At 59.5% G+C, this 13922-nt stretch carries 9 protein-coding genes; 7 read left to right on the top strand and 2 right to left on the bottom strand.

Translation table 11 applies throughout. The features are described 5' to 3' along the window. The first annotated feature begins 214 nt into the window (after positions 1 to 214). From purL to glnB, 5 genes are all read left to right on the top strand, one after another. A complete protein-coding gene (gene purL / locus D8B20_RS12820) occupies positions 215 to 4105 on the top strand; it encodes a phosphoribosylformylglycinamidine synthase (RefSeq protein WP_145889236.1) in 3891 nt (1296 codons plus the stop codon). A gap of 587 nt (positions 4106 to 4692) precedes the next feature. Further along, on the top strand, positions 4693 to 6120 hold the full coding sequence (locus D8B20_RS12815; protein WP_145889235.1) for a sensor histidine kinase: 1428 nt from the start codon (positions 4693 to 4695) through the stop codon (positions 6118 to 6120). A 3-nt stretch (positions 6121 to 6123) separates the two neighbouring features. Next, positions 6124 to 6798, top strand: a complete 675-nt coding sequence (qseG, locus tag D8B20_RS12810) for a two-component system QseEF-associated lipoprotein QseG (protein WP_145889234.1) — start codon at positions 6124 to 6126, stop codon at positions 6796 to 6798. 2 nt (positions 6799 to 6800) lie between these two features. Continuing rightward, a complete protein-coding gene (gene glrR, locus D8B20_RS12805) occupies positions 6801 to 8132 on the top strand; it encodes a two-component system response regulator GlrR (RefSeq protein ID WP_145889233.1) in 1332 nt (443 codons plus the stop codon). A gap of 77 nt (positions 8133 to 8209) precedes the next feature. Beyond that, the gene (gene glnB, locus D8B20_RS12800) at positions 8210 to 8548 is read left to right on the top strand and encodes a nitrogen regulatory protein P-II (protein ID WP_007886217.1); all 339 of its coding nucleotides are present in this window, start codon (positions 8210 to 8212) and stop codon (positions 8546 to 8548) included. Between the two features lie 53 nt (positions 8549 to 8601). On the opposite strand, the gene hmpA is transcribed toward glnB, so the two are convergent. Beyond that, complete coding sequence (hmpA, locus tag D8B20_RS12795) at positions 8602 to 9786, bottom strand: NO-inducible flavohemoprotein (RefSeq protein ID WP_145889232.1); 1185 nt, start codon at positions 9784 to 9786, stop codon at positions 8602 to 8604. Between the two features lie 332 nt (positions 9787 to 10118). Between hmpA and glyA the strand changes: the two genes are divergently transcribed. Both glyA and D8B20_RS12785 read left to right on the top strand, forming a co-directional pair. Then, positions 10119 to 11372: a serine hydroxymethyltransferase gene (glyA, locus tag D8B20_RS12790; protein WP_145889231.1), complete on the top strand. Its 1254-nt coding sequence runs from the start codon at positions 10119 to 10121 to the stop codon at positions 11370 to 11372. A 130-nt stretch (positions 11373 to 11502) separates the two neighbouring features. After that, a complete protein-coding gene (locus tag D8B20_RS12785; RefSeq protein WP_145889230.1) occupies positions 11503 to 12654 on the top strand; it encodes a 3-phenylpropionate MFS transporter in 1152 nt (383 codons plus the stop codon). Here D8B20_RS12785 and csiE read toward each other — a convergent pair. Next, the gene (gene csiE / locus D8B20_RS12780) at positions 12636 to 13904 is read right to left on the bottom strand and encodes a stationary phase inducible protein CsiE (RefSeq protein WP_145889229.1); all 1269 of its coding nucleotides are present in this window, start codon (positions 13902 to 13904) and stop codon (positions 12636 to 12638) included. The genes D8B20_RS12785 and csiE overlap by 19 nt on opposite strands. Between the last annotated feature and the right edge of the window lie 18 nt (positions 13905 to 13922).

Raw genomic sequence — 13922 nt, 5'->3', positions numbered from 1 at the left:
GTTTTGCACTCCCAGAGCGAGGGGCATTTTGCGCAACAAAGCGCAGCAGGGCAACTTATATAGCAAGTTTTGCGCAAAATTCAGGCAAATCCTGAGGCTGAGTTTTTCTGCGCAAACGGTTTCGTAACCGGTGCTGTTTCTCTATAATACCGCCCGTTTTCCCTGTTGCGCCCAATGAAGCGTCGCCCGGCGCTTCGAAGACGAGAGATCTTTCATGATGGAAATTCTGCGTGGTTCGCCCGCTCTGTCGGCATTTCGTGTAAACAAACTGCTGACCCGCTTTCAGGACGCTCATCTGCCGGTGAGCGATATTTACGCCGAGTACGTCCATTTCGCCGAGGTCAGCGCACCGCTCAGTGCCGATGAACAAACCCGCCTGCAACGTCTGCTGAAATACGGTCCTTCTCTCGCCGGACATGCGCCACAAGGGCGTCTGTTACTGGTTACGCCGCGTCCCGGCACCATTTCTCCCTGGTCATCCAAAGCCACCGACATCGCGCACAACTGCGACCTGCCGCAGGTTATCCGGCTGGAGCGCGGTCTGGCTTTTTATGTTCAGGCACCACAGCTCACCGAAGCCCAGTGGCAGCAACTTGCCAGCCTGCTGCATGACCGCATGATGGAAACGGTCTTTACCGATCTCAGCGATGCGCAGCAGCTGTTTGCTCATCATGAACCGCAGCCGCTGAAAAGCGTGGATGTGCTGGGCGGCGGACGCCAGGCGCTGGAGCAGGCTAACCGCACGCTGGGCCTCGCCCTGGCAGAAGATGAAATTGACTATCTGCTGGAAGCCTTTACCCGTCTGGGGCGTAACCCGAACGACATTGAGCTGTACATGTTCGCGCAGGCCAACTCGGAGCACTGTCGCCATAAAATTTTCAACGCTGACTGGATTATTGATGGCGAGAAGCAGCCTAAATCGCTGTTTAAGATGATTAAAAACACCTACGAGCGTCATCCCGAGCACGTGCTGTCTGCTTATAAAGACAACGCCGCGGTGATGGAAGGTTCGGAAGTGGGGCGGTTTTATGCCGATGCGCAGCAGGGCGAGTACGATTTCCATCAGGAAGCCGCGCATATCCTGATGAAAGTGGAAACCCACAACCACCCGACGGCTATCTCACCCTGGCCAGGCGCCGCCACCGGCTCCGGTGGCGAAATCCGTGATGAAGGGGCCACCGGACGCGGTGCCAAGCCAAAAGCTGGCCTGGTGGGCTTCTCTGTTTCCAACCTGCGCATTCCCGGCTTTGAACAGCCGTGGGAAGAGGATTTTGGCAAGCCGGAGCGTATCGTTACTGCGCTGGATATCATGACCGAAGGCCCGCTGGGCGGCGCAGCGTTCAACAACGAATTTGGCCGTCCGGCGCTTAACGGCTACTTCCGCACCTATGAAGAGCAGGTAAACAGCCACAACGGTGTGGAACTGCGCGGTTATCACAAACCCATTATGCTGGCAGGCGGTATCGGGAATATCCGTGCCGATCACGTGCAGAAAGGGGAGATTGTGGTTGGCGCGAAGCTGATTGTGCTGGGCGGGCCGGCCATGAACATCGGCCTTGGCGGCGGTGCGGCCTCTTCCATGGCATCGGGCCAGTCCGACGCCGATCTTGATTTCGCCTCAGTACAGCGCGATAACCCGGAAATGGAGCGGCGCTGCCAGGAAGTGATTGACCGCTGCTGGCAGCTGGGCGAAGACAACCCGATCCTGTTTATCCACGATGTCGGTGCCGGCGGACTCTCCAATGCCATGCCGGAGCTGGTCAGCGATGGCGGCCGCGGCGGCAACTTCAGCTTACGCGACATCCTCAGCGACGAGCCGGGCATGAGCCCGCTGGAAGTGTGGTGTAACGAATCGCAGGAGCGCTATGTGCTGGCCGTTGCGCCGGACAAGCTGGCGCTGTTTGACACCCTGTGCCAGCGTGAGCGCGCGCCTTATGCCGTGATTGGCGAAGCCACTGAAGAGCAGCATCTGACGCTGTCCGACAGCCACTTCGACAACAAACCTATCGATATGCCGCTGGACGTGCTGCTGGGTAAAACGCCGAAAATGACGCGTGACGTGGTGCGTCAGCAGGCAGGCGGCGAGCCGCTGCAGCGTGACGGCATTACCGTCGCTGATGCCGTCAACCGCGTGCTGCATTTGCCCACGGTGGCCGAGAAAACCTTCCTGGTCACCATTGGCGATCGCAGCGTCACCGGCATGGTGGCACGCGATCAGATGGTCGGCCCGTGGCAGATTCCGGTCGCCAACTGCGCGGTCACCACCGCCAGCCTCGACAGCTACCACGGCGAAGCCTTTGCCATGGGCGAGCGTGCGCCGGTCGCACTGCTGGACTTTGCTGCCTCCGCGCGCCTGGCGGTGGGAGAAGCGCTGACCAACCTCGCGGCCACGGCGATTGGTTCGCTCAACCGCGTGAAGCTCTCCGCAAACTGGATGGCCGCAGCCGGTCATCCGGGTGAAGACGCCGGGCTTTACGCGGCGGTGAAAGCCGTGGGCGAAGAGCTCTGTCCGGCGCTGGGCATCACCATTCCGGTGGGCAAAGATTCGATGTCGATGAAAACCCGCTGGCAGCAGGGCAGTGAGCAGCGTGAAATGACCGCTCCGCTGTCGCTGGTGATCACCGCCTTTGCCTGCGTGGAAGACGTACGCCGCACCGTGACGCCGCAGCTGCAGCCCGGGCGGGACAACCTGCTGCTGCTGGTGGATCTCGGTCAGGGAGCCAATACGCTGGGCGCAACGGCGCTGTCACAGGTTTACCGTCAGCTGGGCGATAAGCCGGCCGACGTGCGTGACGCGGCACAGCTGGCTGGCTTCTTTAACGCCATTCAGACGTTGGTCAGTGAGCAGAAACTGCTGGCTTACCACGACCGTTCCGATGGTGGCCTGCTGGTGACGCTGGCCGAGATGGCCTTTACCGGCCATTGTGGTATCGAAGCCGATATTGCGGCGCTGGGCAGCGACGCGCTGGCCGCGCTGTTTACCGAAGAGCTGGGGGCGGTGCTGCAAATCGATGCCGCCGATCGCGACGCCGTCGTGCGCGTGTTTGCTGAGCAGGGCCTGGGTGACTGCGTGCATGTGATTGGTCAGGCGCTGCCGGGCGACCGCTTTGTGATTCGTTCAGGCGATAGCGCGGTTTACAGCGAAAGCCGCACCACGCTGCGCACCTGGTGGGCGGAAACCACCTGGCAGATGCAGCGTCTGCGTGACAACCCGGCCTGTGCCGATCAGGAACACGAAGCGAAGAAAAACGACAGCGATCCTGGCCTTAATGTACATCTGACCTTCCGTCCGGAAGAGGATGTTGCCGCGCCAATGATTGCCATCGGCGCGCGTCCGCGCGTTGCGGTACTGCGCGAGCAGGGCGTGAACTCGCACGTGGAAATGGCGGCAGCGTTCCACCGTGCCGGTTTCACCGCGGTGGATGTGCACATGAGCGATCTGCTGGCAGGCCGGCGCGGTCTGGAAACGTTTGATGCGCTGGTCGCCTGCGGCGGCTTCTCCTACGGCGATGTGCTGGGCGCAGGGGAAGGCTGGGCCAAATCCATCCTGTTCAACGGCCGCGTGCGCGATGAGTTTGAGAATTTCTTCCACCGTCCGCAGACGCTGGCGCTGGGCGTGTGTAACGGCTGTCAGATGATGTCCAATCTGCGTGAGCTGATTCCGGGCAGTGAGCTGTGGCCACGCTTTGTACGCAATCAGTCCGAGCGTTTTGAAGCGCGCTTCAGCCTGGTTGAGGTGGCGGCCAGCCCGTCACTGCTGCTGGATGGCATGGCCGGTTCACATATGCCGATCGCCGTCTCACACGGTGAAGGTTTCGTGGAGGTACGCGATGGCGCACATCTGGCCGCGCTGGAAGCAAAAGGTCTGGTCGCGCTGCGCTTTGTGGATAACTTTGGCAAAGTCACAGAAAGCTATCCGGCGAACCCGAACGGCTCACCAAACGGCATTACGGCGGTGACGAACGAAAGCGGTCGCGTGACCATTATGATGCCGCATCCGGAGCGCGTCTTCCGGACGGTCAGCAACTCCTGGCATCCGGCGGAGTGGGGCGAAGACAGCCCGTGGATGCGTATCTTCCGTAACGCACGCCGCCAGCTGGGGTAATTTCTCCGCTGCGGTAAAACAGGGCGGCCGGCAGGCCGCCTTTTTTATGTTTTTTGCCGCAGCCAGCAGATCGCAGTGTCGGAATATGGCGACAGGGCGGCCTTTCCGCTGTCGCTAAAAGGTGACATATAACCTATTGATTGTGAATGGATGTGCTTAGGTTGCGGCTAACCGTTGCTATCCGGCGACACTTTTTACAGACCGGACGGTCCGTTTTCAGCGGAATCACGCCAGAAAAAATAGCAGTTGTCTGATTATAATGACTATTTCAATTCTGGCACGATAGTTGCTATAATCAGCGCGTGGCTCATTCGCCTGTTTATGATTGCCCCGCTTCGGCGGCTGAGCTCATAAAAACTGAATGACGCACCAAACGGAGCCTGTCGTCCACCTGACCGATAATCGTTGCTTTGCAACGTTATCAAACACCGGGCGCAACGTTGAGTTAGGCTCCACCCATTTTGCAGGCGATGCTGCGGCGTCGCTCTCACGGCAGGCCAGCAGGCCTGCCGTTTTTGTTTGCGGCCTTTCTAACGCGACGAGACTTCGCTAGCATGCCAGCAACTCACTTTGAAGGAAGCGCGGTTGTGAAGAAATGGCGTCTGTTTCCCCGGTCTCTGCGCCAGCTGGTTTTGATGGCCTTTTTACTGGTTCTGCTGCCGCTGCTGGTGCTGGCCTGGCAGGCATGGGAAAGCCTTTCTGCACTCAGTGAACAGGCGGCGGATACCAACCGCAGCACCTTTACCGACGTGCGGCGCAGTGAGGCTATGGCGCGTACCGCGCTGGAGCTGGAGCGCAGTTACCGCCAGTACTGCGTGCTGGGTGATGCCAGCCTTGCCCGGCTCTATCAGACGCAGTGGACGCGCTACGGGCAGATGCTCAGCAGCCATGCCGCCAGCCTGCCGGACCTGCCGGCGTTTAAGGTGCTGCAAAGTACGCTGCCGCAGTTGCAGCAAATGCAGTGTGACAACGGCAACCCGGCCGGTCAGGCGGCAGGCGCGCTGGAACAGTTTTCCGCCGCCAACACGCAGATGGTGCAGGCCACGCGCGAAGTGGTCTTTTGGCGCGGTCTGCAGCTGCAGCGTGAGATTGCCGAGCGCGGCCAGTTCTTTGGCTGGCAGGCCCTGATTCTGTTTCTCATCAGTCTGGCGCTGGTGCTGCTGTTTACCGGCATGATCATTGGCCCGGTCAAGCGCGTTGAGCGCATGATCAACCGGCTGGGCGAAGGAAAAACGCTGGCCAACAGCGTCAGCTTTCGCGGCCCGCGCGAACTGCGCTCGCTGGGACAGCGGATCGTCTGGCTGAGCGAACGGCTCAGCTGGCTGGAGGCGCAGCGCCACGAATTTTTGCGCCACCTTTCACATGAACTGAAAACACCGCTCGCCAGCCTGCGGGAAGGCACAGAACTGCTTGCTGACCAGGTTGCGGGCCCGCTTAATGCCGAGCAGCAGGAGGTAGTGGCGATTCTGGATACCAGCAGCCGCCATCTGCAGCGTTTGATCGAACAGCTGCTGGACTACAATCGTAAGCTGGCAGACACGCCGCAGCCGCTGGAACCGGTGGATCTCGCCGGCATCGTCAACGCCGTGGTAAAGGTGCATTCGCTGCCGGCCAGCGCGCGTCACCTCACCACGCACATTGATCTGCAGGCGACGCACTGCCTGGCGGACGCCACCCTGCTGCAGCGGGTGATCGATAACCTCTATTCGAACGCCGTGAACTACGGCAGCGAATCCGGTAACATCTGGCTGCAGAGCCGACAGCAGGGCAACCAGGTGTGGATAGAGGTGGCTAACACCGGCACGCCGATTCCGGCTGAAGAGCAGGCCATGATTTTTGAGCCCTTTTATCAGGGCAGCCAGCAACGCAAAGGGCCGGTAAAAGGCAGCGGGCTGGGATTAAGTATCGCCAAAGATTGCCTGCGCAGAATGCAGGGCGATCTGCTACTGGTGACGCGCAGGGAGGCGGACGTCTGTTTTCGTATTATTTTGACCACTCGCGCCGGGAAAGCCTGATTGATGAAACGCATTTTTTCCAGATTCCTCTCCGGTGCCCTGATGGCGCTGGGGCTTACCGCCTGTCAGGCCCCTGCGCCTGCCAGTGCGCCACGTGGGGCGATCGTCAGCCAGCCTGAGCCCGCGGTGCGTTTGCCGGATTATCTGGCCACCCGCTGTCAGACGGTATGGCAGATAGAAACGCCCGCCGCATTGAGCAATCCGCTTTACTGGCAGCGCGCCATTGACTGCGCTGAGCGCCTTTCCCCGGCAGAGGCGCGTGCTGAAGCGCGTCGCTGGCCGGTGCAGGGCTGGGCGCGCGCGTTTAAGCAGGCTATTTTGCTGGCAAACGGCAACGTGACGCCGGTGGAGCGCCGCCAGTTTGTGGCAACGCTCGATAGCTACAGCGCTGATTATCCCGGTGCGGTGCGGCCGCTGCTGCAGCTCTGGCGCAGCAATCAGGCGGCTCAGCTGGATCTGAGTGAAGCGCGCAGCCGCTACGCCGCGCTGCAGCAGCGCCACGATGCTGAGCTGGACACGCTGCGCCAGCAGCAGACCCACCTGCGCCAGACGCTGAGCGAAACGCAGCGCAAACTGGATCGCTTAACGGATATTGAACGCCAGCTGTCCTCGCGCAAAGCGCCAGACAGCAGCGATGCATCGCACGGTGCCGGCGATGCGCAAAATGAGGAGCAGTAAACATGAAACAGGCCGCACGTCTGCTGCTGGTGGATGACGACCCGGGCCTGCTGAAGCTGCTCGGGATGCGTCTGAGTAGTGAAGGGTATCAGGTCGCGACGGCGGCCAGCGGGCCGGAAGCCCTGCGCCATCTGCAGAAAGAAAAAGTGGATTTGGTCATCAGCGACCTGCGCATGGACGAGATGGACGGTCTGGCGCTGTTTGGTGAAATCCAGAAGCGCCATGCGGGTCTGCCGGTGATTATCCTGACCGCGCACGGCTCTATTCCGGAAGCCGTTGCCGCCACCCAGCAGGGCGTGTTCAGCTTTCTGACAAAACCGGTGGATCGCGATGCGCTGTACCAGGCAATTGACGACGCGCTGGCGCAGCGGGCGCCGGTGAGCGATGACGGCTGGCGCGAAGCGATTGTGACGCGTAATCCGCTGATGCTGCGTTTACTGGAACAGGCGCATATGGTGGCGCAGTCTGATGTCAGCGTGCTGATTAATGGACAGAGCGGCACCGGAAAAGAGGTGCTGGCGCAGGCGATCCACGCCGCCAGTCCGCGCGCGGCAAAGCCGTTTATCGCCATTAACTGCGGTGCGCTGCCGGAACAGCTGCTGGAATCGGAGCTGTTCGGTCACGCTAAGGGCGCTTTTACCGGCGCGGTCAGCGCGCGGGATGGGCTGTTTCAGGCGGCAGAAGGGGGCACGCTGTTTCTTGATGAGATTGGCGACATGCCGCAGGCGCTGCAGGTCAAACTGCTGCGGGTGCTGCAGGAGCGCAAAGTGCGTCCGCTCGGCAGCAATCGCGACATGGATATTAATGTGCGCATTATCTCAGCCACCCACCGCGATCTGCCCAAAGCGATGGAGAAGAAAAGCTTCCGTGAGGATCTCTACTACCGTCTGAACGTGGTTAACCTGAAGATCCCCGCGCTGCAGGAGCGCGCAGAGGATATTCCGCTGCTGGCCAACCATCTGCTGCGCCAGTCTGCCGATCGCCATAAACCCTTTGTGCGCAGTTTCTCCGTGGATGCCATGAAACGGCTGGTCAGCGCCAGCTGGCCGGGTAACGTGCGCCAGCTGGTCAATGTGATTGAGCAGTGCGTCGCGCTAAGCACGTCGCCGGTGATTGGCGAGGCGCTGGTTAGTCAGGCGCTGGCAGAAGAGAACACCGCGCTGCCCACCTTCGCGGAAGCGCGCAACCAGTTTGAGCTGAATTATCTGCGCAAACTGCTGCAGATGACCAAAGGCAATGTCACCCATGCGGCGCGGCTGGCTGGACGCAACCGCACTGAGTTTTATAAGCTGCTGTCACGTCACGAACTGGACGCCAGCGAATTTAAAGAGTAGCTTGCTGCGGCAGCGTCAGGAACACTTATACTCATTGTTACCCGTCCGTCACGGAGGGAGCGAAAAAAGGATCTGTGATGAAAAAGATCGATGCAATTATCAAACCATTCAAACTCGATGATGTGCGTGAAGCGCTGGCAGAAGTCGGCATCACCGGGATGACAGTCAGCGAAGTGAAAGGCTTCGGACGTCAGAAGGGCCACACTGAACTTTATCGCGGTGCGGAATACATGGTCGATTTTCTGCCAAAAGTGAAAATCGAAATGGTGGTTGGCGATGATATCGTCGACACCTGCGTGGAAACCATCATGAAGACAGCGCAAACCGGCAAAATCGGTGATGGTAAAATCTTTGTCTTTGATGTGGCGCGCGTCGTGCGCATTCGTACCGGCGAAGAGGACGAAGAGGCGATTTGAGTCTCACCTTCGTCAGCGGTTAAAAAGCCTGCTTTGCGCAGGCTTTTTTGTTTTTACAGCACCTTGTGCGGACCAAATACTTCGTAATGCAGGCGATCGGCGCTGATGCCGGCGTCCAGCAGCTGGCGGGCCACAAACTGCATAAACGGCAGAGGGCCACAGATCCAGAAGTGGCGGTCGGCCTGCTGCAGCTCTGCGGATACGGCGGCTAAATCCATCAGCCCGGCGGTATCGAAACGGCCTGCGTCAGCGGCGTCAGGTTGCCGGTACCAGACGTGCTGGCTGAACTGTGGCAGTTGCGCACCCAGCGCGGCCACTTCCTCAGCAAAGGCGTGATGCGCGCCGTTCTCCGCGGCGTGCAGCCAGGTGACGGCCGCCGGATGAGGCTGCTGCGCCAGGCGGGCCAGCATCGCCAGCAGCGGTGTCTGCCCCACACCAGCGGAAATCAGCGTCACCGGCGTAGTGTCGCGACACTGCAGGAAGAAGTCCCCGGCTGGGGTTGTGCACTGCACCACATCGCCCACCTGCGCCTGCTGATGCAGCCAGCCAGAGACGCTGCCGTGTGCTTCCTGCTTTACCGCAATACGATAGGATCGGCCGTTCGGCAGGTGCGTCAGGGAATACTGGCGGTGCTGGATCGTCTCGCTGCCGGTCGGACGCAGGCTGATAGCCAGATACTGACCGGGCAGGAAATCGGCCACCGGCTCACCATCCTCCGGCACCAGCACAATACTTTTAATCACCGCACTCTGTTGCTGAATGGCATGGATGCGAAATGCCCGCATACCGCGCCAGCCGCCTGTTTTCGCTTCTGAGGCGCGATAAATCTGCGCTTCGCGCTGAATAAACAGGTCGGCCAGTACGCCATACGCTTTGCCCCAGGCTTCCAGCACCGCTTCGCCAGGGTTCATCAACTCGTCAATGGTGGCCAGCAGGTTTTCACCCACAATGGCGTACTGTTCCGGCTGTATGTTCAGGCTGGCGTGTTTCTGCGCGATCTTCTCCAGCGCCGGCAACAGCGCAGCGGGATTTTCCAGATGACTGCCGTAGGCGCAGATAGCATTAAACAGCGCCTCACGCTGATTACCGCTGCGCTGGTTATTCATGTTGAAGACGTTTTTCAGCTCCGGATGCCGGGTCAGCATGCGCTGATAGAAGTGGCCGGTCAGTGCCGGACCAAGCCGGGCGATTGCCGGCAGCGTGGACTTCACGATCTGGATAGTTTGCGCGTCGAGCATGGTGTTTCCCCTGGTGTGGCTTTAAACATGTATTTTAAATGCATCTTATGCCGCTCACGGGCGGCTGTAAATCCCCCTTAGCGCGCAGGGTCACCCTTACCCTGGAATCTGGCTCGCAAAGCTGACATTTTCTTCGGTGCCGGAATGGGCCTGCGGGCGCTTTTCTGGTGGAGAAAAAAGCGTAAAAAACCCGTTCCAGCGCCCTGCCAATCGTTTGCGTAAAAAGAGGGGATTGGCGCTACCGTCCCCTGGCAAAACCGTTTACACTGTTGGCCTTCGCCCCCCGGTCGGGGCTAAACTGCCGTTAAAAGTTGCTGAGTCAGGAGATGCGGATGTTAAAGCGTGATATGAACATTGCCGATTATGATGCCGAGTTGTGGCAGGCTATGGAGCAGGAGAAGGTGCGTCAGGAAGAGCACATTGAACTGATTGCTTCGGAAAACTACACCAGCCCACGCGTTATGCAGGCGCAAGGTTCACAGCTCACTAACAAATATGCCGAAGGCTATCCGGGCAAGCGCTACTACGGCGGATGTGAATACGTCGATATCGTAGAGCAGCTGGCGATTGATCGCGCCAAAGCGCTGTTTGGTGCTGATTACGCTAACGTGCAGCCGCACTCCGGCTCCCAGGCGAACTTTGCGGTTTACACCGCGCTGCTGCAGCCGGGCGATACCATTCTGGGCATGAACCTGGCGCACGGTGGTCACCTGACGCACGGCTCACCGGTTAACCTCTCCGGTAAACTCTATAACGTTATCCCTTACGGCATCGACGAAAGCGGCAAAATCAACTATGACGAGCTGGCCGAGCTGGCGCAGACGCACAAGCCAAAAATGATCGTGGGCGGTTTCTCCGCTTACTCTGGCGTGTGTGACTGGGCAAAAATGCGTGAAATCGCTGACAGCATTGGTGCCTGGCTGTTTGTGGATATGGCGCACGTGGCCGGTCTGATTGCCGCAGATGTCTATCCGAACCCGGTGCCGCATGCACACATCGTGACCTCCACCACGCACAAAACCCTGGCGGGTCCGCGCGGCGGCCTGATCCTGGCGAAAAATGGTGATGAGGAGCTGTACAAAAAGCTTAACTCAGCTGTCTTCCCGGGCGGGCAGGGTGGTCCACTGATGCACGTCATTGCCGGTAAAGCGGTGGCATTCAAAGAAGCGATGGAGCCGGAGTTCAAGGCATATCAGCAGCAGGTAGCGAAAAACGCCAAAGCGATGGTGGAAGTGCTGATCGAGCGCGGCTACAACATCGTTTCCGGAGGAACTTACAACCACCTGTTCCTGATCGATCTGGTCAGCAAAAACCTGACCGGTAAAGAAGCGGATGCTGCGCTGGGCCGTGCTAACATCACCGTTAACAAAAACAGCGTACCTAACGATCCAAAGAGCCCGTTTGTCACGTCCGGCGTGCGTATCGGTACGCCAGCGGTCACCCGCCGTGGCTTCAAAGAAGCCGAAGTGCGTGAGCTGGCTGGCTGGATTGCCGATGTGCTCGACAACGTTAACGACGAAGCGACCATTGAACGCACCAAACAGAAGGTGCTGGATATCTGTGCGCGCCTGCCGGTTTATGCCTGATTACCGCTAAACCCGGTGCAGTGAAAAAGGATGGCGAGCGCCATCCTTTTTTTATTCCTTTTTCACCCCCGCTTTGAGAAAGTACCGCCCTTATCCGCAGCCGGCGACGCTGCATTTTTCAGGAGGAAGCATGACCATCGGATCGGCCAGATGGCTCGGGCTGAGCTATTTCACCTACTTTTTTTGCTATGGCATTTACCTGCCTTTCTGGAGCGTCTGGCTGAAAGGCAGTGGACTTGATGCAGAAAAAATTGGTCTGCTGCTGGGCTGCGGCATGATAGCGCGCTTTGCCGGCAGCCTGCTGATTGCCTCGCAGGTAAAAAATCCGTCTCAGCTGATCCTGGCGCTGCGCCTGCTGGCGCTGATGACCTGCCTGTTTGCGCTCGGTTTCTGGCTGGGCGGCCAGTGGCTATGGCTGCTGCTGGTGATGGTAGGGTTCAATCTGTTTTTCTCTCCGCTGGTGCCGCTCAGTGATGCGCTGGCCGCCACCTGGACACAGCAGATCGGTCTGGCTTACGGTCCGGTACGGCTGTGGGGATCGCTGGCATTTGTTATCAGTTCGGCGCTGACCGGGATGCTGGTCAGCGCTTACTCTTCGCAGGCTATTCTGCTGCTGCTGACGCTGGGTACGCTGGCGATGCTGAGCGGTATGCTGCTGCCCCCGCACACCAGACCACAGGGCGATGCGCGTCAGGGCGTAAGCGGGGGCTGGGCGGCCTGGCGTGACCTGCTGCGGGAAAACAGCGTCTGGCGCTTTATGCTGTGCGTGACGCTGATGCAGGGGGCACATGCGGCTTACTACAGCTTCAGCGCCATCTGGTGGCAGGAGGCCGGCTATTCTGCCACCCTTATCGGCTATCTCTGGTCGCTGGGCGTTGTGGCGGAGATAGTAATTTTTGCGCTGAGTCATCGCCTGTTTCACCGCTGGAGCGCGCGCGATCTGCTGCTGCTTTCGGGCATCTGTGCGCTGGTGCGCTGGAGCCTGCTGGGCGCCAGTAGCGCTTTGCCGTTGCTGATTGTGGCGCAAATTCTGCACTGCGGCAGTTTTACCGTCTGTCATCTGGCGGCAATGCGCTTCATCGCTTCGCGCCAGGGCGCGGAGGTCATTCGCCTGCAGTCGCTCTATTCAGCGCTGGCGATGGGGGGAGGGATTGCGGTGATGACGATGATCTGCGGCGTGCTGTATACCCATCTGCACGGGCATCTGTTCTGGGCGATGGCGCTGGTGGCACTGCCGGCGCTGTTTCTGCGCCCGCGCGCGGCTCAGGACTCCAGCAGCTGAAGGATACGCTGCTGCTGATGGTCGCTCAGCGGCAGCTCGGCGTGGATCAGCGGCGGCGAAAACAGCGGCAGCGAGGTGGCGTAGGGCGTGATCACCAGCGCCACATCGCGCGGCGCGCCTTCACGCTGATAATTCAGCATATCCTGATAGGTGATGTTGATCGGCAGCAGCGTCATTTCACGCAGCTGCTGCTCCAGCAGCTGTTCAACGGCGGCGTCAGCGCCGGTCAGCAGCAGTACCTGTTTCTCCTGCAACGCACTCTCCTGCATCAGCCACGCACCAAACAGCACGGCAACCAGGCTGACCTCTTCTGCGCTGAAGCGCGTCCCAAAATCACTGCTGAAGTAGCGCAGCGCGCGCTCGGTGGTACGCAACAGGCGCGGATAGAGACGCGCCACATCCAGTGCCACGCTGTTATCAATACCTATGGAGAAGTGGCTGCGGTCCAGCGCCTGCGCCAGGTGTGTATATAGCTGCAGCTTAAGCTCCTGCTGATTTTTAATGCGCGTATTGGCCAGCTGTTCAAAGCGATCAATCAGGGCTTCAACGGCTGCCATCAGTTTCCGCGCCGGTTCATTTTCCAGCCGCCGGCCATCCGGCGCGTAAATCAGGCTGAACAGCAGCGTCCAGAAGTCTGTCTCGCTGGCATCGGGCGCCAGGTGGCAACGCTTCTGCCAGTGGTGAATCACATCATCCGCTGCGGCGCGTTCGGTTTTGGCTGCCAGCCAGGCGCGCTGCACCTCGTTAAACAGCGCGTTCTGGCGCTGACACAACGAATATTTCATAAAAATTTGCAGAAACAGGCGATCGCGCGCGGTGAAATCGCGCGCCAGGCGCAGACTGCAGTGCTGAATCAGCGCCTGCAGGTTGGTTTCATCCCACAGCGCTTTTTCAATTTTGAGTACCTTCAGACGCTGACGCAGCGCCGGGGCAAAATGCGCGCAGACAAACTCCTGCGACAGACGCAGGGCGCGGCGCAGCCAGAGCAGCAGGCATAAACGCCGGTCCAGTTCCGTGCCGTGGATGCGAAAACTGCCGTCCACCATCTGGTGTAACTCCAGTTGATGAAAGCGCTGTATCTCCTCTCCCACATCCGCGATATCCTGACGGGCGACGCCGGGATCCACACCATTTAACTGGCACAGTTTTTCCAGCGTTAATGCGGGAGCGGGCAGAAACAGCAGCAATAGCAGATGGCAACGGCGCTGTGCGCGGCTGAAGAGTGGTGCAGTTAAGGGCGCAGAACTCATCAATCGTGTTATCCGCAG

The sequence above is a fragment of the Candidatus Pantoea soli genome (assembly GCF_007833795.1).
In the GTDB taxonomy this organism is placed as follows: Bacteria; Pseudomonadota; Gammaproteobacteria; order Enterobacterales; family Enterobacteriaceae; genus Pantoea; species Pantoea soli.
Note: the sequence above shows the minus strand (reverse complement) of the source record. Positions and strands in the feature narration are given on the sequence as shown.